Origin of the sequence: Sphingopyxis panaciterrulae (genome assembly GCF_014199295.1) — a bacterium.
GTDB classification, from domain to species: domain Bacteria; phylum Pseudomonadota; class Alphaproteobacteria; order Sphingomonadales; family Sphingomonadaceae; genus Sphingopyxis; species Sphingopyxis panaciterrulae.
Map to the genome: position 1 here is coordinate 524,364 of NZ_JACIJH010000001.1, position 18,087 is coordinate 542,450.

General features: G+C 68.3%; 19 protein-coding genes. 6 read left to right on the plus strand and 13 right to left on the minus strand.

Features of this window, described 5'->3' with window-relative positions; translation table 11 throughout:
* Positions 1 to 20 precede the first annotated feature (20 nt).
* The 4 genes from hemH to FHR21_RS02520 all read right to left on the minus strand — a co-directional run bounded on the left by hemH (position 21) and on the right by FHR21_RS02520 (position 4,891).
* On the minus strand, positions 21 to 992 hold the full coding sequence (gene hemH, locus FHR21_RS02505) for a ferrochelatase (RefSeq protein WP_184094967.1): 972 nt from the start codon (positions 990 to 992) through the stop codon (positions 21 to 23).
* Positions 989 to 3,277: a xanthine dehydrogenase family protein molybdopterin-binding subunit gene (locus tag FHR21_RS02510; protein ID WP_184094969.1), complete on the minus strand. Its 2,289-nt coding sequence runs from the start codon at positions 3,275 to 3,277 to the stop codon at positions 989 to 991. The genes hemH and FHR21_RS02510 overlap by 4 nt, the downstream gene beginning before the upstream one ends.
* A gap of 213 nt (positions 3,278 to 3,490) precedes the next feature.
* A complete protein-coding gene (locus tag FHR21_RS02515; RefSeq protein ID WP_184094971.1) occupies positions 3,491 to 3,913 on the minus strand; it encodes a CoA-binding protein in 423 nt (140 codons plus the stop codon).
* Entirely contained in the window at positions 3,914 to 4,891 is a 978-nt protein-coding gene (locus FHR21_RS02520; RefSeq protein ID WP_184095543.1) for an Mrp/NBP35 family ATP-binding protein, read from the minus strand.
* Between the two features lie 92 nt (positions 4,892 to 4,983).
* Between FHR21_RS02520 and hflK the strand changes: the two genes are divergently transcribed.
* The 4 genes from hflK (at position 4,984) to FHR21_RS02540 (ending at position 9,102) form a co-directional block, all read left to right on the plus strand.
* The gene (gene hflK, locus FHR21_RS02525) at positions 4,984 to 6,138 is read left to right on the plus strand and encodes a protease modulator HflK (protein ID WP_184094973.1); all 1,155 of its coding nucleotides are present in this window, start codon (positions 4,984 to 4,986) and stop codon (positions 6,136 to 6,138) included.
* On the plus strand, positions 6,138 to 6,989 hold the full coding sequence (gene hflC / locus FHR21_RS02530; RefSeq protein WP_184094975.1) for a protease modulator HflC: 852 nt from the start codon (positions 6,138 to 6,140) through the stop codon (positions 6,987 to 6,989). The genes hflK and hflC overlap by 1 nt, the downstream gene beginning before the upstream one ends.
* Positions 6,990 to 7,122: 133 nt before the next feature.
* Positions 7,123 to 8,619, plus strand: coding sequence for a Do family serine endopeptidase (locus FHR21_RS02535; RefSeq protein WP_184094977.1), 1,497 nt, complete (start codon positions 7,123 to 7,125; stop codon positions 8,617 to 8,619).
* A gap of 117 nt (positions 8,620 to 8,736) precedes the next feature.
* Positions 8,737 to 9,102 (plus strand): VOC family protein, encoded by a 366-nt coding sequence (locus tag FHR21_RS02540; protein WP_184094979.1) that lies wholly within the window; start codon positions 8,737 to 8,739, stop codon positions 9,100 to 9,102.
* Positions 9,103 to 9,276: 174 nt separating this feature from the next.
* Here the strand turns inward: FHR21_RS02540 and FHR21_RS02545 are convergent, their stop codons facing one another.
* From FHR21_RS02545 to FHR21_RS02575, 7 genes are all read right to left on the minus strand, one after another.
* Positions 9,277 to 9,567 (minus strand): putative quinol monooxygenase, encoded by a 291-nt coding sequence (locus FHR21_RS02545; RefSeq protein WP_184094981.1) that lies wholly within the window; start codon positions 9,565 to 9,567, stop codon positions 9,277 to 9,279.
* 58 nt (positions 9,568 to 9,625) lie between these two features.
* Positions 9,626 to 10,807, minus strand: a complete 1,182-nt coding sequence (locus tag FHR21_RS02550; protein WP_184094983.1) for an acetyl-CoA C-acyltransferase — start codon at positions 10,805 to 10,807, stop codon at positions 9,626 to 9,628.
* A gap of 159 nt (positions 10,808 to 10,966) precedes the next feature.
* Complete coding sequence (locus tag FHR21_RS02555) at positions 10,967 to 11,425, minus strand: MaoC family dehydratase (protein WP_184094985.1); 459 nt, start codon at positions 11,423 to 11,425, stop codon at positions 10,967 to 10,969.
* A gap of 95 nt (positions 11,426 to 11,520) precedes the next feature.
* A complete protein-coding gene (locus FHR21_RS02560) occupies positions 11,521 to 12,702 on the minus strand; it encodes a mechanosensitive ion channel family protein (protein WP_338113028.1) in 1,182 nt (393 codons plus the stop codon).
* A gap of 14 nt (positions 12,703 to 12,716) precedes the next feature.
* Entirely contained in the window at positions 12,717 to 13,724 is a 1,008-nt protein-coding gene (locus tag FHR21_RS02565; RefSeq protein ID WP_184094989.1) for a DNA topoisomerase IB, read from the minus strand.
* A gap of 78 nt (positions 13,725 to 13,802) precedes the next feature.
* A complete protein-coding gene (locus tag FHR21_RS02570) occupies positions 13,803 to 15,188 on the minus strand; it encodes a putative O-glycosylation ligase, exosortase A system-associated (protein WP_184094991.1) in 1,386 nt (461 codons plus the stop codon).
* On the minus strand, positions 15,181 to 15,342 hold the full coding sequence (locus tag FHR21_RS02575) for a hypothetical protein (RefSeq protein ID WP_184094993.1): 162 nt from the start codon (positions 15,340 to 15,342) through the stop codon (positions 15,181 to 15,183). The genes FHR21_RS02570 and FHR21_RS02575 overlap by 8 nt, the downstream gene beginning before the upstream one ends.
* 108 nt (positions 15,343 to 15,450) lie before the next feature.
* Between FHR21_RS02575 and FHR21_RS02580 the strand changes: the two genes are divergently transcribed.
* Both FHR21_RS02580 and FHR21_RS02585 read left to right on the plus strand, forming a co-directional pair.
* Positions 15,451 to 16,686 carry a TIGR04063 family PEP-CTERM/XrtA system glycosyltransferase gene (locus FHR21_RS02580; RefSeq protein ID WP_184094995.1) on the plus strand — a complete coding sequence of 412 codons (1,236 nt, stop codon included), beginning with the start codon at positions 15,451 to 15,453 and terminating at the stop codon, positions 16,684 to 16,686.
* Between the two features lie 23 nt (positions 16,687 to 16,709).
* A complete protein-coding gene (locus FHR21_RS02585; protein WP_184094997.1) occupies positions 16,710 to 17,522 on the plus strand; it encodes a hypothetical protein in 813 nt (270 codons plus the stop codon).
* Here FHR21_RS02585 and FHR21_RS02590 read toward each other — a convergent pair.
* Together FHR21_RS02590 and FHR21_RS02595 are read right to left on the minus strand one after the other, a co-directional pair.
* Complete coding sequence (locus FHR21_RS02590) at positions 17,519 to 17,845, minus strand: hypothetical protein (protein ID WP_184094999.1); 327 nt, start codon at positions 17,843 to 17,845, stop codon at positions 17,519 to 17,521. The two genes, FHR21_RS02585 and FHR21_RS02590, sit on opposite strands and share 4 nt — an antisense overlap.
* Positions 17,842 to 18,081: a hypothetical protein gene (locus FHR21_RS02595; protein WP_420825261.1), complete on the minus strand. Its 240-nt coding sequence runs from the start codon at positions 18,079 to 18,081 to the stop codon at positions 17,842 to 17,844. Before FHR21_RS02595 ends, FHR21_RS02590 begins: the two co-directional genes overlap by 4 nt.
* Positions 18,082 to 18,087: the final 6 nt, after the last annotated feature.

Genomic DNA, 18,087 nt, shown 5'->3' on the forward strand with positions numbered 1-18,087 from the left:
GCTAAACAGGAGGTAAGCGGTCAGCGCCAGCCGGCAAGCTCGCGCCGGACGAGCGTTTCGAGCAATGCCATGCCGGGCGGCCCGTCATTGAGGCAGGGCAGATAGGCGAAGTGCCGTCCGCCTGCGTCGGTGAATTGCGCCTCGCCGCGGATCGCCAGCTCCTCGAGCGTCTCGAGGCAGTCGGCGGCGAAGCCGGGGGCGAAGACGGCGACGCTTTTCCCGGCGCGACCGAGCGCGTCGAGCCGCGCGGCGGTGGCGGGTTCGAGCCATTTCGCGCGTCCGAAGCGCGACTGGAAGGCGACCTCGACCAGGCGGCCGAGCGCTTCGGCGAGCAGGCGCGCCGTCGTCTGGCACTGGTCGTGATAGGGGTCGCCGAGCCGCCGCGTCCGTTCGGGCATGCCGTGGAAGCTGGCGAGCAGCACGTCGGGGACGAAGTCGAGCGCCGCCAGCCCCGCCTCGACCGACACCTTCAGCGCCGCGATATAGGCGGGATCGCCCGCATAGGGTGGCAGGAAACGCAGCGCGGGCTGGCGGCGCAGGCTGGCGAGATGCGCGGTGACCGCGTCGACGACGCTCGCGGTCGTCGCGCCGCAATATTGCGGATAGAGCGGTGCGACGAGGATGCGGTCGCACCCGGCGCCGGCGAGCCTGTCGATCGCGGGGCCGATCGCCGGCGCGCCGTAGCGCATGGCGTAGGCGATGCGGATATCGGGGCCGAGCGCGCTTTGCAGCGCATCCGCCTGCGCCTGGGTGATCGCGGCGAGCGGCGAGCCTTGATCGGTCCAGACCTGTCGATAGGCGTGCGCCGATTGGCGGGGGCGCGTCGTCAGGACAAGTCCGCGCAGGATCGGCTGCCAGAGGAGGGGCGGAATCTCGACCACGCGTCGGTCGGAGAGAAATTCGGCGAGATAGCGCCGCACCGCCTCCGGCTCGGGCGCGTCGGGGGTGCCGAGGTTGACCAGCAGCACGCCGATATCGGTCGCGGCGGTCACAGCGGATGCGCCGAAAGGGGCAGGCGGCGGATGCGGCGGCCGGTCGCCGCGAACAGCGCGTTGGCGATCGCCGGGGCGACGACGGGCACGCCGATCTCGCCCAGCCCGCCCGGCTCGCGGTCGCTGTCGACGAACTCGATTAGCATCTCGGGGCTCTGCGACAATTTCGGCAGGCCGAGCTGGTGGAGCTTGCGTGCGGTCGCGACGCCGCCCTCATAGTCGGTCGTCGCGCCGACCGCGGCGGCGAGGCCGAAGATCAGCCCGCCCTCGACCTGCTGGCGCGCGATTGTCGGATTGACGAGGCGCCCGGCATCGACGACCGCGACGAGCTGTTCGACCTGCAAGCCGCCGTCGCTCGGCCGCGCGGTCGCCAGCAGCGCGATATAGCTGCCGCGCATCGCGTGGCAGGCGAGCCCCTGCGCGCTGCCCGAAAGACCGCCTTCCCAGCCGCCGAGCGTCGTCGCCGTGAGCAGGCAGCGCGCGAGCAGCGGCGCGTCGCCGAGCATCGCCATGCGATAGGAGAGGGCATCGGACCCGGCGCGCGTTGCCATCTCGTCGATGAAGCATTCGGTGAAGAAGGCGGTGTAGCTGTCGGCATTGCCGCGCCAGCGCGCGGTCGGCAGGCCGATGTCGGCGGGGCAATGATCGACCGCATGATGCGGGATCGCATAGAGCGGCGCGGCGCCCTCGACCGCCGCGGCGTCGGCCTTGCCCGCGGCGTTCCGCTGCGCGATGTCGGCGGGGATATGGTCGAACAGGCGCGCGCGCACCTCGTGATTGGTCGCGGGCACCGCGATGCGGCTGACCAGCGCGTCGATGCCGCCGGCGCTGTTGAGCGTCGCCGTCATCTTCGCGCGCGCCGGTGCGCGCGGCGGCACGCGCATGATCTCTTCGGCGCGCGACCAGGCGAGCTGGACCGGGCGCTTGATCTGGCGCGCGATGATCGCCGCCTGCACCGCGACGCTGTGGTCGAGGCAGGCGTCGAACGAGCCGCCGGCCATCATCGGAAACAGGATGACGGCGCTTTCGGCGAGTCCCGTCGCCCGCGCGATCGCGGCGCGGCACTGGGCGGGCGCCTGCGTCGCGACCCAGACGCGCAGCCGGTCGCCATCGACGGCGGCGGTCGCGCTGCGCGTCTCGATCGGCGCATGGAGCGCCGGGGCGACGAGATATTCGGCGGCGATGCCGGTGCGGCCTTCCATCGCCCCCTCGACGTCGCCTTGCTGCGCGATGCGCCAGCCGTCGGCGGCGAGCGCGGAGGACAGCGCGGCGTCGATGCGGTCGGTCGAAATCTGCGGGCCGCGCGTCTCGAAAACGGGCGCGAAGCGGTCGAGCGCGCGGTTCGCCGCCCACCAGTTGCGGGCGACCGCCGCGACCCAGCGCTCATGCTCGACGACATAGAGGACGTCGCGCGACGCGAGGCCGGCCTTTTTGTCGATGCTCTTGAGCCGGGTCGCGCCGAACGGTCCCTGACGGATCGCGGCATAGACCATGTCGGGCAGGCGGATGTCGCCGGCATAATTGGCCGATCCGTCGACCTTGGCGGGCAGGTCGAGGCGCGTCAGCTCCTTGCCGTAGAGCGGGTCGGTGCTGCTCGCGCGATAGACGGGCGGGTCGGGCGGGGTGAGCCGAGCCGCGGCGGCGGCGAGCTCGCCGAAGCGCAGCCGCTTGCCCTGATGGAGGACGAAGCCGTCCTGCGTGTCGCATTCCTGCCAATTCGCGTCCCAGCGCCGCGCCGCCTCCATCATCAGCAGCACGCGCGCCTGCGCCGCGGCGTCGCGGCACGGCCCCTCGAACATCCGCACCGACGAGGAATTGGCGGTCAGCATCACCGCGTGGCGCACCGCCCATTCGCGCCGCACCCAGCCGCGCACGTCGGCGACGAAATCGGGGACGCCGGCGCGCGGCATGAAGGCGGCGCTATCTTCGTCGACGACGAGCGTATTGGCATAGAGCGGGCTGATCGGCGCGGTCTCGACCGCGACGGTGCGCCAGTCGGCGCCGAGCTCGTCGGCGATGATCTGGGGCAGCAGCGTCGTCACGCCCTGGCCCATCTCGCATTGCGGGACGATCGTGCTGACATGGCCGTCGTCGCCGATCTTGAGGAAGGCGTTGAAGATATGCTCGTCGGGGGCGGCGGTCAGGTTCGGCCGATAGTCGCGCGGCCAGACCGACCATGCCAGCGCGAGCCCTCCGGCGGCGGTCGCGCCGACGAGCAGCGAGCGGCGCGTGACCAGCGGCGCCCGCCCCGATTGCCTGCCCACCGTGTCGCGAATGCCCGCCATCCCGCCGCTGATAGTCGGGGCGCGGGGGGGAGGCAAAGGCTTTCGGGGGAGTGCGCCCTCTCCCCTTCAGGGGAGAGGATATGGAGGCTTGGCAGCTTGCTGCCTAGCCGGAGTTGGAGAGGGGCTTTGTCCTGCCTTCCCCTCTCCAAGCTTCGCTAGCTCCTGACGGAGCAAGCTTCGCTATCCTCTCCCCTGAAGGGGAGAGGGTTTTCTTTATCGCAGCAGCCCCAGCCGGGGAATCTCGACCTTCGGGCAGCGGTCCATGACGACGATCAGCCCGGCGTCCTCGGCCCGGCGCGCGGCGGCTTCGTCGATCACGCCGATCTGCATCCACACCGCCTTCGCGCCGTGGACGATCGCCTCGTCGACCGCGGCGCCGGCGTCGGCGCTGTTGCGGAAGATGTCGACGATCTCGGCCGGCGGCTCGACATCGGCGAGCGTCGCGACGACGGGGGCGCCGTGGATGGTCTTGCCGGCGTGGCCGGGGTTGACCGCGACCACGTCATGTCCCTGCCCGACGAGGAAGCCGAGCACCTCGTTCGAGGCGCGCGCCGGGTTGGGCGAGGCACCGACCACCGCGATGCGGCGCGGCTTGGAGAGCAGGTCGCGGATTTCGCCTTCGTCGTTGATCGCCATTCAGCGCGCCTTTCGTGCGTCGAGCCAGTCGGCGACCTTTGCCGCCACGGCGTGGAACGGCTCGCCCGCGGGATCGGTTCCGGCGGCCGGCGGGACGCCGCCGTCGCTCGCGAGGCGGATGCCGATCGCCAGCGGCACGCGGCCGAGGAAGGCGATGCCCATCTCGCCCGCCGCGGCCTCGGCACCGCCACGGCCAAAGGGGTCGCTGACCCCGCCGCAGTGCGGGCAGGCATAGCCGGCCATATTCTCGACCAGACCGATGATCGGCACGTCGGCCTGCTCGAACAGGCTGATCGCGCGCGCGGCGTCGATCAGCGCCAGATCCTGCGGGGTCGAGACGATGACCGCGCCGGCGGGCTTGTGGCGCTGGATCATGGTGAGCTGGACGTCGCCGGTGCCGGGCGGCAGGTCGACGACGAGCGTGTCGACGGCGCCCCAGCGCGCGTCGACCAATTGTTCGAGCGCCTTGCCCGCCATCGGGCCGCGCCACGCGATCGCCTGGCCGGGCGCCGCGATCTGCCCGGTCGAGAGCATCGGTACGCCATAGGCGTTGGGAACAGGGACCAGCTTCGATCCCTGCGCCTCGGGCTTCGTGCCTTCGCTGTCCATCAGCCGCGGCAGCGAGGGGCCGTAGATGTCGGCGTCGACCAACCCGACCTTGACCCCGCGGCGATGCAGCGCGACGGCGAGATTGGCGGCGAGGGTCGATTTGCCGACCCCGCCCTTGCCGCTGCCCACCGCGACGATGGTCAGCGCCTTCTTTTCCGCCGTCATCGCGACGCGGACCGACGTTACCTCGTCGCGCGCGAGCAAAGCGTCGCGCAGCTTCTCCTCGAGCGGTTTCCGCTCGGGCTCGGCGAGGCCGGTGACGTCGAGGACGATCGCGAGCGTGCCCGCATCGTCGAGGAAGCGCAGGCCGGAGGTGCGGCCGCCGGTGAGGTCGGTGGCGAGGCTGGCGAGGGGAGCGGTGTCGGTCATGTCGAGGGCGAGATAGGCCTGTGACGGCCGAATGCCAGCCATTTTCTCTTGCCCCCCTGTTAATCGCGCGCGTCGCCCCTATAAATGCAGGCATGAGCAACGATAATGACGGCACGATGGCCCGCCGCAGCCCAAGGGGATTGCGGCATTTTTTCCATCAGATCAGCCTGATGGCGAACAGCCCGTGGGGTAATGGCCCCAAGGACGGCCCGAAGGACGGCGACGATGGCAAGCGTCCGGGGCCGCGCAATCCCTGGGTGACGCCCGACCCCGTCGACGGCGGACGCGGACGCAAGCCGCGCGGGCCGTCGGCGCTCGACGAACTGCTGCGCCGCGGGCGCGGGCGCTTCGGCGGCGGCAGCGACGGCGGCGGCGGGATGAACCTGCCCGAATCGGCGCGGCTGTGGAAATGGGGCGTCATCCTGCTGGTGCTGCTGTGGGCGCTGTTTTCGATGCTCCACATCGTGCCGCCCGAAAAGGAAGGCGTCGTCACCCGGCTCGGCAGCTATTCGCGAACGGTCGGTCCCGGCGTCAAGCTCACCATGCCCGCGCCCTTCGAACAGATGCGGATGGAGGACGTGCGCGCGATCCGCACGATGCAGATCGGCTCACCCGACGCGAGCGACGCCAATTTCGTGCTGACCCGCGACCAGAGCATCGTCGACCTTGCCTATGAAGTGCGCTGGTCGATCCGCGATCCCGAGCTGTTCATCTTCCAGCTCGCCGATCCGGAGGGAACGATCCGCGAGGTCGCCGAAAGCGCGATGCGCGCGACGGTCGCCAATTTCGACCTCGTCCAGGCGATCGGCCCCGGCCGCGTCGATATCGAGACCGACGTGCAGCAGCGGATGCAGGCGCTGCTCGACCAGTATCGCTCCGGCGTGCTGATCCAGGGCATCGCGATCCGCCAGGCCGACCCGCCGAGCCAGGTCGACGAGGCGTTCAAGGCGGTGACCGCCGCCCGCCAGCAGCGCGAATCGGCGATCAACGAGGCGCGCGCCTATGAACGGCAGCTGCTCGAGCGGGCCCGCGGCGACACGGCGCAGTTCGACCAGATCTATGAACAATACAGGCTGGCGCCCAAGGTGACCCAGCGGCGGCTTTATTACGAAACGATGGAGAATGTCCTCTCCAACGTCGACAAGACGATCGTCGAGCCGCGCGGCGTGACGCCCTATCTGGCGCTGCCCGAAGTCCGGCGGCGAAGCAGTCCGCCTGCCGATGCCGCGGCGAAGGGAGGCGAATGATGTTCGAATCGTTGATCCGCCACCCGATGCGGCTGCTGATCGGGCTTGTCGTGCTGATCGTCCTGCTGTCGCAGACGCTGGCGATCGTTCCCGAGGATAAGCAGGCGCTGATCCTGCGCTTCGGTGAGATCGAGCGCACGGTAAACCGGTACAAGCCCGGCGAGGATTTCGGCCACTCGGGTGCCGGGCTGGTCGTGCGCGTGCCCTTTACCGATTCGATCCAGAAGATCGACAAGCGTATCCTGGGCATCAACATGGAACGCCAGCAGGTGCTGTCGACCGACCAGCAGCGGTTGCAGGTCGATGCCTTCGCGCGTTTTCGCATCACCAATCCGGTGCGGATGTACACCGCGATCCGGTCCGAGGAACGGTTGCAGCAGCAGCTCGCGACGATTCTCGGCTCGTCGCTGCGCAACGAACTGGGCAAGCGGACCTTCGCGACCCTGCTGTCGCCCGAGCGCGGCGCGGTGATGGACAATATCCAGGTCGCGCTGAACCGCGAGGCGCGCAAATATGGTGCCGAGATCATCGACGTGCGGATCAAGCGTGCCGACCTGCCCGAAGGCGCGACGCTGGAGGCGGCCTATAACCGCATGCGCACCGCGCGCCAGCAGGAGGCAACGGCGATCCGCGCCGAAGGCGACAAGGAAGCGCAGATCATCCGCGGCAACGCCGACGGCGACGCGGCGCGCATCTATGCCGCCAGCTATGGCAAGGACCCCGATTTCTATGATTTCTATCGCGCCATGCAGAGCTATCGCCAGACCTTCCTGGCCGACGGCAACCGCGGCGAGACGTCGATCGTCCTGTCGCCGGACAATGAGTATCTGAAGCGGTTCATGGGCGATTGACGGGCGATCGGCGGCCGGCCGGCGGATGAACGTGGCGTCCACGCCCTGTTCATGTTCAATCGCCGTTCAGCCGCCGGTGGGCAGAGAGCCGCGCCGGGAACGCTGGATTTTTGAAACGAGAGGAATTCCTATCGTGCGTTACGTATATGGCATCACGTCGGCCCTGCTTGCGGGCGGCACCGCGCTGGCGCTGGTCACGCAATCGCCGGTCGGCGCGCAGGTCGCGCAGAACGAGAAGAGCGAAATCGCCAAGGTCGTGCCGCGCTCCGGGGCGCCCGAAAGCTTCGCCGACCTCGTCGAGCAGCTTCAGCCCGCGGTGGTCAACATCTCGACCAAGCAGGAGGTGACGCTCGGCGTCCGGCTCAACCCCTTCGCCGGGACGCGCGAGCCGATCACCCAGGAACAGCAGGGCGGCGGATCGGGCTTCCTGATCTCGGCCGACGGCTATATCGTCACCAACAACCATGTCATCACCGGCGGCCCGCGCGGCGAGCAGGTGAACGAGGTTACGGTGACGCTGACCAACCGCAAGGAATATCGCGCCAAGATCGTCGGCCGCGACGCGACGTCGGACCTCGCGCTGCTCAAGATCGACGCGACCGGTCTGCCCTTCGTGAAGTTCGGCGACAGCAACAAGGCGCGGGTCGGCGACTGGGTGGTCGCGATCGGCAACCCGCTCGGGCTCGGCTCGACGGTGACCGCAGGCATCATCTCGGCGGTGCAGCGCAACCTCGGCAGCGGCCCCTATGACCGCTATATTCAGACCGATACCGCGATCAACCGCGGCAATTCGGGCGGTCCGCTGTTCGACCTGCAGGGCAATGTCGTCGGCATCACCAACATGCTGATCTCGCCGGTCGGCGCGAACATCGGCGTCAACTTCGCCATCCCCGCCGATGCCGCGATCCCGGTGATCGAGGCGCTCAAGTCGGGCGAGCGGCCGCAGCGCGGCTATCTGGGCGTCGGCATCGTGCCGATGACCGACGATTATGCCGCCGCGGTCGGCCTGCCCAAGGATCGCGGCGAGATCGTCCAGCGCCTCGAGGACGGCGGGCCGGCGGCCAAGGCCGGCCTGAAGCGCGGCGATATCGTGACCAAGGTCGGCGGCAAGGATGTGACGCCGCAGCAGTCGCTGTCCTATCTGATCGCCAACGAGAAGCCGGGCACGCGCGTCCCGCTCGAGATCATCCGCGACGGCAAGACGACGACCCTCACCGTGACGGTCGGCACGCGACCGCCCGAAGAGGAACTCAACGGATCGAGCTTCGATCCCGAGGCGGAGCAGACGCTGCCTGACGAGCCCAGCGAGGGCGCCGACCAGGCGATCCAGGAGCAGCTCGGCATGGCGGTGCAGCCGCTCACGGCCGACATCGCGCGCGATATCGGCATCGACCGGAACAGCAAGGGGCTGGTGATCGCGGCGGTCGCCAGCCGCAGCGACGCGGGCGCCAAGGGCCTGCGCCGGGGCGACGTGATCCTCAGCATCAACCGCAGTCCGGTGACGACCGCCGAGGCGCTCGCCAAGGGCGTCGCCGACGCCAAGAAGGCGGGGCGTAGCGCGGTGCTGCTCGAAATCCTGCGCCGCGGCCAGCAGCCGGCGTTCGTCGCGATCCGCGTCGACGGGAAATAGGCGTTCGCCTCGCGATCGCGAAGGGGCGCCGCGGCCATCGATCGCGGCGCCCTTTTTCTTTGCCCGATGCCCAATATGTTCCTATTATGTTCTATCCTTCGAGTCGGGAGAGAGACGATGATCGGATATGTGACGCTGGGAACCCGCGATCTGGGCCGTGCCGCGGTCTTTTATGACGCGATCGCCGCCGAGATGGGAACGGGACGGACGATGGAATTCGACGGCTTCATCGCCTGGGGCAAGCCGGAGGGCACGGGCATCTGCCTGACCAGGCCCTTCGACGGCCAGTCGGCGAGCGTCGGCAATGGCGTGATGGTCGCGCTCGCCGCCACGGATCAGGCGCAGGTGCAGCGGCTCCACGATATCGCGCTGGCCAACGGCGGCAGCGACGAGGGCGCGCCGGGGTTTCGCGGCGAAGGCTTTTACGCCGCCTATTTCCGCGACCCGGACGGGAACAAGCTCAACGCCTTCGTGATGGGGTAGGTATTGGAACGGTGGTCATGGGGGTGGAAAGCGGCCATACCCCAGCTTCGTCATTCCCGCGAAGGCGGGAATCCAGTGTGGGGTCAGCCGGCGCACGCTCTGGATTCCCGCTTTCGCGGGAATGACAACGTTATAAAGCGCTGATCGTCGTATAACGGTCGCTCTTCGCTGCGGTCAAACCGCCGTCAGCCGTTCGATCTCGGGCGCGCCGGCAAGGCAGGGGCCGAGCTTTGCGCCCAGCGTGCGGAAATGGTCCGAGGCGCGGTGCGCTTCGACCGCCGCCGCGTCGTCATAGCATTCCATGACCTTGTAGACGCCCGCTTCGTCGGTGCGGAACAGGCGGTAGAGGCTGTTGCCGGGCTCGTTCGCGCGGACGGCGGCCGCGAGCTCGACGAAGACGCCTTCGAAGGCTTCGGTCTTGTCGGGCTGCACGCGCAGCGTTGCGATGATGCCGATCGCGCTCATGGCGAAACTCCTTTCCCTGGATCGGGCCGGCCGCGACCGGCCGGTCCGATCCGATTCCTCAGAAGACCTCGAGCAGGCCCGCCGCGCCCTGACCGCCGCCGATGCACATGGTGACGACGGCATATTTGACGCCGCGGCGCTTGCCCTCGATCAGCGCGTGGCCGACGCAGCGCGCGCCGGTCATGCCGAACGGGTGGCCGATCGAGATCGAGCCGCCGTTGACGTTGAGCGTTTCATTGGGGATGCCGAGCGTGTCGCGGCAATAGAGCACCTGCACCGCGAACGCCTCGTTGAGCTCCCACAGCCCGATGTCGTCCATCTTGAGTTCGAAGCGTTCGAGCAGCTTCGGGATCGCGAAGACGGGGCCGATGCCCATTTCGTCGGGCTCGGTGCCCGCGACCGCCATGCCGACATAGCGCCCGAGCGGCTGGAGCCCGCGCTTCTCGGCGACCCTGGCCTCCATCACGACGCAGGCCGACGAGCCGTCCGAAAGCTGGCTGGCGTTGCCCGCGGTGATCGTGTGGCCTTCGCCCATCACCGGCTTCAGGCTGGCGAGTCCTTCGAGCGTGGTGTCGGGGCGGTTGCATTCGTCGCGGTCGGCGACGACGTCCTTGTAGCTGACCTCCTTGGTCTCCTTGTCGACGACCGCCATCGTCGCCTTGCAGGGGACGATCTCGTCGGCGAACTTGCCCGCGGCTTGTGCCGCGGCGGTGCGCTGCTGCGACTGGAGCGAATATTCGTCCTGATATTCGCGGGCGATGTTGTAACGCTTGGCGACGACCTCGGCGGTGCCGATCATCGGCATATAGGTGTCCTTGTGCATCGCGAGCAGCTCGGCGTCGGGCTCGATGAACACCTTGCCGCTGCCGCTGACCTTCGAGATGCTCTCGACGCCGCCGGCGACGCAGATGTCCTGGCGGTCGACGATGATCTGCTTCGCGGCGGTCGCGATGGTCATCAGGCCCGACGAGCATTGGCGGTCGATCGACATGCCGGGGACGGTGACGGGCAGGCCGGCGCGCAGCGCGATCAGGCGCGCGACGTTCGGCGACTGCGACCCCTGCTGCATCGCGGCACCGAAGAGGACGTCGTCGACCTCGCCGCCTTCGAGCCCGGCGCGCTCGACCGCGGCCTTGACCGAAAAGGCGCCGAGCGTCGGCGAGGGGGTATTGTTGAACGAGCCGCGCGCCGCCTTGGTCAGCGGGGTGCGGGCGGTGGAAACGATGACGGCGTCACGCATGATGATGTTCCTTCTGTCTAAAGCCCCTCCCCTTCAGGGGAGGGGTTGGGGTGGGGGGGCATCCACCTTGCGCAAGACTCGCGAGCCCACCCCGTTGCGACTATCGAGCAAGCTCGCAAGTCTCACTGCCCCTCCCCTGAAGGGGAGGGGAGAATATTGTCAGACGAAGAACTGGCTGATCCATTCGGCGATCAGCGCAGGCTTGTCCTCGCCCTCGATCTCGACCGAGAATTCGAGCGTCTGCTGCCACTGGCCCGGGCGTTTCTCGTCCAGTTCGAGCAATTTGAAATGGCCGCGCACGCGCTTGCCCGAGCGGACGGGAGACAGGAACCGGACCTTGTTGCCGCCGTAGTTGACGCCCATCTTGACGTCCGCGGGGCGCGGGCAGTCCGATTTCGCCATCAGCATCGGAAACAGCGACAGGGTCAGGAAACCGTGCGCGATGGTGCCGCCGAAGGGCGTCAGCTTCGCCTTTTCAGGATCGACGTGGATGAACTGATGGTCGCCGGTGGCGTCGGCGAACTTGTCGATCATGGCCTGGTCGACGAGCACCCATTCGGACGTGCCGAGCGGCTTGCCCACCAGATCCTTCATCTCCTGCGGCGGAATGGCGGCCATATCTGATCCCCTCAATATCTGTTCGAAGGGGGCGTTCTAGGCCGGTCTTGCCGCATTGCACAAGAGCCAAGCCCCGCGCCCGCGGCGCCGTAGCGTCACCCCCTCGCCGGCTTCGGGGCCTTCGCCGCGCCGTCCTCGGCATAGGGCAGAATCATCGTGCCGTCGGGCGCCGCGGTGAAGCTGGTCTGAGTCGGGTAGGCGAAATCATATCCGGCCGCGGTCATCGCCTCGAACAGGCGGATCGCGATGTCGGTGCGTGCCGCGGCGACCTTGTCGTAATCCTCGTCATGGACGTCGAAGATCAGCTCGAAATCGAGGCTCGACGGGCCGAAGCCGGTGAAGCTCGAGCGGATGAACTCATGCCCGGTCGCCTTCACCTGCTCCTCGAGCAGCGCGGGCAGCGCGCGCAGCATCGCGGGCGTGGTCTGATAGATGACGCCGATCGGGAAGGTCACGCGGCGGCGGTGGAGATGCGCGTAATTGGTGATCTCCTTGGACAGGAGATTGGTGTTGGAGATCACCAGCAGCTCGCCGTTCGCCGAGCGGATATGCGTGCTCTTGAGACCGATGCGCTCGACCGTCCCCGACGAATTGTCGTATTTGATCGCCTGTCCGACGCGGAACGGCCGGTCGAAGATGATCGAGAGCGAGGCGAAAAGGTCGGAAAAAATGCCCTGCGCGGCGAGACCGATCGCGATGCCGCCGATGCCGAGCCCGGCGACGAGGCCGGTGACATTGACCCCCATATTGTCGAGGATGACGATCGCCGCGATCGCGAACAGCGCGACGCTGATCAGCAGACGGATGATCCCCATCGCGTTGATGAGCGTTTCATTGTGCCGGTCGGCGGCGCGGCGCTGGATCAGCCCGATGACGATCTCGCGCGCCCAGATCGCGACCTGCAGCACGACCGCGACGGTGAAGACGAACTGGATCGTCTGCATGACCAGGGCGGGCGGGTTCGCATAGCTTGCGACGAGCCGGATCGAGATGATCGCCAGCACGCTCGACCGTGTCTTGTGGACGACGCGGCCGACGATATCGGTCAGGGTGAAATGCCCCGGCGCGGCCTGCGCCCGCTTGAGGGCGAGGGTGCGCAGCAGCGAGAGCAGAAAATAGATGAGGAGGCCCGCCGCGACCGCGATGCCGATCTGAAGCCAGTGGCTGTTGACCCAGGCGACGCTGCCGTCCCACCAGTCGTGCAGGTCGGCGATGGGGGTCGGCGCGGAAGCGTTTTTGGGAGCGGCAGGGGCGGCGGTCAGAAGCGAAAGGGTCACGGCGATCATCCGGGTCAGGCGGAACGGAGCAGTTTCGCCGCATCGGGCGCCTGCTCCAGATAGGTCAAAAATCCGCGTTCGTAACGCGAAAGATAGCGGGTCGCGCGCGGTAGCGCGCCGACGGTCGCGGCAAAGGTGCCGCGCTCCTGCGCCGCGGCGATCATCGCGGGGTGGACATAGGCGCGGCGCGCGACCGCGGGCGTATTGCCGAGCCGTTCCGCGACATGGGCGAGCAGCGCCTTCAGCGTCGGCGGCTCGTTGGCGTCGTAAAGGAAGGTGAACGCCTCGACGCTCGCCGACCAGGTGCGGAAATGCTTGGCGCTGAATGCCTCGCCCATCGCGTCGCGGATATAGGTGTTGACGTCGTCGGAGCCGACCGTGCGGACTTCGCCCGCATCCTCATATTGGAAGAGATTCTGGCCGGGCAGGTCCTGTAGCCGGCGCACCAGCGTCGCGATGCTGCGGTCGCTGATCGTTACTTCGCGCCGCGCGCCGCCCTTGGCGCGATAGGCAAGGCGCAGCGTGCGGCCGGTCGCGCTGGCATGGCGCTGGCGCAGGGTCGTCGCACCGAAACTCTTGTTGGCGAGCGCATATTCCTCGTTGCCGACGCGCAGCGCGGCGAGGTCGAGCAGGCGGACGACCGCGGCGACGACGCGCTCGGGGCAGAGGGTGCGGCGGGCGAGATCGTCTTCCAGACGCGCGCGGAGCAGCGGCAGCGCGTGGCCGAAGGCGGCGCAGCGGTCATATTTGTCGGCGTCCTGCGCGAGGCGGAAATCGGGGTGATAGCGATATTGCTTGCGCCCGCGCGCGTCATAGCCCGTCGCGAGGATATGGCCGTTCGCCGCCGGGCAGAACCAGGCGTCCTGATAGGCCGGGGGCAATGCGATCGCGTCGAGCCGGGTGATTTCGTCGCGGTCGCGAATGATACGGCCCTTCGCGTCGCGATAGCGCCAGCCGTCCTGCGCGCGCTCGCGGCTGATGCCGGGGAAGCTGTCGTCGACATGGATGAGACGCGCGGGCATGGCGTATCAGCGTTCGGGCGCCGACGATGGTTCCGCGACTCTATCGTCCCCCTATTGGAAAGAAGTGCCAAGGAGGGGTCAGGGGATGGCCGGCACCGTCGGATGGCGCGGCGGGACTTGCGCCGGGCGAGCGATCAGCGGCCGCCACCCCGCCTCCTGCTCGCGGCGGCGGCAATAGGTGGTGAGGCCGATTTCGAGCGCCAGCATCATGTAGATGAAGGGCTGGAAGGCGATGCCGACGAACAGCGATCCGACCAGATAGACGATATGTCCCTGCTGGAGCGCGACCGCGAGCGGGGCGATCCATTGCTCCTCTGCGCGGCGCGTCTTGAGGTAGCGGCGGCGCAACTGTTCGAGCCGGACGAGACCGAGGACCTGCAACGCCAGCCACATTGCGAGCCCCGGGTAGCCTTGTTCTCCCAGCATTTCGAAATAGCTCGAATGATAGGCGCGCGACTTTTCCTCATAGACCGAGGGTTCGGCTTCCTGCGGATTGTCGGGGTCATAGGCGGTCGCCGCCTTCACGACGCGCACGTGATTCTGGATATAGGCGTCGAAGCCGCCGCCGAACGGATTCTCCTTTGCAAAATCCCAGGTCCATTTCCACACCGCGACCCGGGTCGAGGCCGACTGGTCGGCCTTGTAGCCCTCGATCGTTTCCATCCGTTCGGTGAAGCTCTGCGGCAGGAAGGGGATCGACGCGACCGCGAGCAGCCCGGCGCCGATCATGTAGAGAAGCCGATGCTTGACCGAGCGCAGCGACAGGATGGCGAGCACGACAAGGCAGACGAGCCCGGTGCGCGCCTCGGTCCCCACCGGCAGCAATATGCAGGCGAAGCAGAGCGCGAAGCAGAAGAGCGAGACGCGCCAGTCGGGCGGAAAGATGGTGCCGTGGCGGCGATACCAGAGGATCAGCGGGATGATCGCGATTCCCACCGTCGACATGATCGAGCCTTCGTAGAGGCCAAAATTTTCGTTGAGCAGCAATTGCAGCGAGCCATAGCCGCTGCCGCCTGCCGCGGTCTTGAGACCGCCGGCGATGGCTATCGAGCCCGCCGAGAGCAGCATGATCAGGATCAGCGATTCGATCCTGAGCTTGGTCCGCAACGTCAGCGGCAGAAAGATCGCCCACACCAGCGCCTTCCACACCCAGTCCCATTTGACCTGCGCCTCGACCGGAAAATCGGCCTGCATCGTCGTGATGCCGCAATAGACGAGCAGCATCACCATCAGGGTCTGACGCCCCGACCAGCGCGTGTCGCGCTTGTCATCGACCGTCAGCCAGCCGAGGATCGCGAGCGCGAAGACGATCAGCGAGATGGGGATCGAATTGATCAGGAAATAGCTGAGCCGCTGCGGCGCGACGATATCGATGTAGCAATAGGCGAGAATGAACAGGAACGGCTTTCGAAAGCCGACCCCGATGAAGGCGAAGAGAAAGGCGACGAAGGCGATGTCACGCATCGCCGGCAGCCTGCTTCGCGGCCTCGGCATCGCGGCGTTGCTGCCATAGCTTGCGCGGGCTGACCTCATGGTCGAGGTCGTCGCGATAGAGCAGGCGCCACAGCGCGATCCCCATCAGCACATGGGTCAGGGCAATCGAGAAATTGTCGACCATGGTGCGGCGGTGCCTGTTCCTCGGCGGCCCCCTTTTGGGCCGATGCGGGGACCTTACGCGCGGGGGGTTGACGCGGCGTTAAGGCTTGTCTGGCAGTTTTCCCGGGTCATGACCCGAATCCTCCACGTGCTCGACCACAGCCTGCCCGCGCATAGCGGCTACACCTTTCGCACCCGCGCGCTGATGAAGGCGCAGGCGGCGAAGGGGTGGGCGGTCGCGGGAGTGACGGGGGTGCGTCAGCCCGATTCGGGCGGGAAAACGGGAGCGGACGGCGAGACGGTCGACGGGCTGACCTTCTATCGCACGCCGTCGATCGCGCCGGTGCGTTCGCCGATCCGCGAATGGCGCGAGATCGGCGCGCTCGCGTCGCGGATCGAGGCGCTCGTGCGCGCCTGGCAGCCCGACCTGCTCCACGCCCATTCGCCGGTGCTCGACGCGATGGCGGCGCTGCGCGTCGGCAAGCGCCTCGGCATCCCAGTGCTGTACGAGATTCGCGCCTTCTGGGAAGATGCGGCGGTCGGCAACGGTACGGGGCGCGAGCACAGTGCGCGCTATTATCTGACCCGCACCCTCGAGACCCGCGCGGTGAAGGCGGCCGATGCGGTCGCGGTGATCTGCGACGGGCTGCGCGGCGATCTGATCGCGCGCGGGGTCGATCCCGCCAAGATCATCGTCTCGCCCAATGGGGTCGACCTCGACCTGTTCGGCGATCCGCCGCCGCGCGATGCGGCGCTGGCCGCGCGGCTGGGGCTGGGCGATGGGGACGCGGTGATCGGTTTCATCGGCAGCTTCTATGATTATGAGGGGATCGGCGATCTGATCGCGGCGATGCCCGCGCTCGCCGCGGCCCAGCCGCGTGCGCGGCTGCTGCTCGTCGGCGGCGGGCCGATGGAGGATGCGCTGAAGGCGCAGGCGGCCGCGTCTCCGGTCGCGGACCGCATCCGCTTCGTCGGCCGCGTGCCGCACAGCGAGGTGGATCATTATTATTCGCTGATCGATATCCTTGCCTATCCGCGCAAGAAGATGCGGCTCACCGACCTCGTCACCCCGCTCAAGCCGCTCGAGGCGATGGCGCAGGGCAAGCTGGTCGCCGCCTCGGACGTCGGAGGACACCGCGAACTGATCGAGGACGGGGCGACGGGGACGCTGTTCGCGCCCGACGACCCGGCCGCGATCGCCGCCGCGCTTGCCGGTCTGCTCGGCCGCCGCGACCTGTGGGACGATCGGCGGCGCACGGCGCGGCTGTTCGTCGAAACCCATCGTAACTGGTCGTCAAACATTCTACGTTACGAACCGGTTTACCAGCGGCTGCTCGCGCACCGCGCGCCGTCGCTCGCGGCATAGGCGCTTCAGGGGAACGGGACGAGATGGACGACAGCGTCGAAACGAGGCGGACCGGAAAGGCGGGCGCGCTGCTGCGCGCGCTGCGTCCGGCGGTGCCCGCGGTCATCAGCGCTGCGGCGATGATCTTTCTCTTCGCCGCGGTGATGCCGCTGTCCTGGGTCGCCGGGATAAGCTGGAACCTCTATCTCGACCGCCTGTCGGATCTGTTCGTGCCGCCGGTCGGGAACGGCGGGCGGCTGGTGCTGGCGCTCGGCATGGCGGTCGTCGCCGCGCTGATCGCGGGGCTCGTCGCGCTGGCGCTCGCCAAGCCCCAGGCCGTCCGGCGCGCCCGCCGCCGGAACCTGGACGAGGCGGCCGACGATCCGCTGCCGCGCCGCCGTGCCGATTTTCACCCCGACGACCCGCCGCGCCCGCCGATCCGCGCCGGCCGCGATCTGCCCGCCGAAGGGCTGGGGCCGGTCGCATGGGTGGCGGACGAGCCGGCGGTCGAAGAGCGGGGCGAGGAAGAAGAGGAGGCGCTGGTCCTCGCCGATGTGGCGCCGGCCGTGTCCGAAGAGGACGCGGAGGAAAACCCGGCGGAAGAAAGCGAGCCGTGGCTCCAGCCCGCCGAGATCGCCGCGTCGCCGCTGCCCGACCCGGCGGACCGGTCGCTCGGCGCGATGGTCGCGCGCTTCGAGGCAGGACTGGCGCAGCGCCGCCAGACGCAGGCGGCGACGCCATCCACCGCTCCGGCGCTCGCCGACGCCGCCAATGAGGATGGATCGGAGGATATCGATTTCGCGCTCGAAGCCGCGCTGTCGACGCTCCAGCGCCTCAACCGCAACGCCGCGGGTTAATCCTCCACCGTCAATATTTCGATCCTGAGGTCTCCCGGCGCCTCGCGTTCGACCGCGACGTCGGCGACGATATGGCCGAGCAGCCGAAATTCGACCGCGCCGAGATGCGCGTGCAGCGAGCGGGCCAGGTTTTCGCCCTCGTCGGCCGCGACGCTGCATGGGAACAGGTGGCGGGCGCCGACGAAATTGGCGCTGGCCCATGGCCGCAGCGTCGAGGCGTCGAGCAGCGCGACGCCGTGCGGCAGTTCGCGCGCCAGCAGGCGGCGCAGGCGGCGGTGCGGGCAGCCGGGACGCGCCGGCCGGACGGGCGACCAGCCGATCATGACCGGCCTCCTCCGCGGCGTGCGCGCATCGCGCGGGTACGCCCGTCACCGCTGGGCCGATGCTGCTCGGCGCGCCATTTGTTCATGAAATGTTCTACGCGCGAGATGATCCGGTGCCCCGGCTCGCGTCCGCAGCGCAAGTCGGAGACGAGCCGCGGATCGCGCACCGCAGCCCGGCCGAAGACGCTCGGCGGCATCGCCGATTCGCGTAAAAAGGCCTCGATCCGTTGCAGCAATCTGCG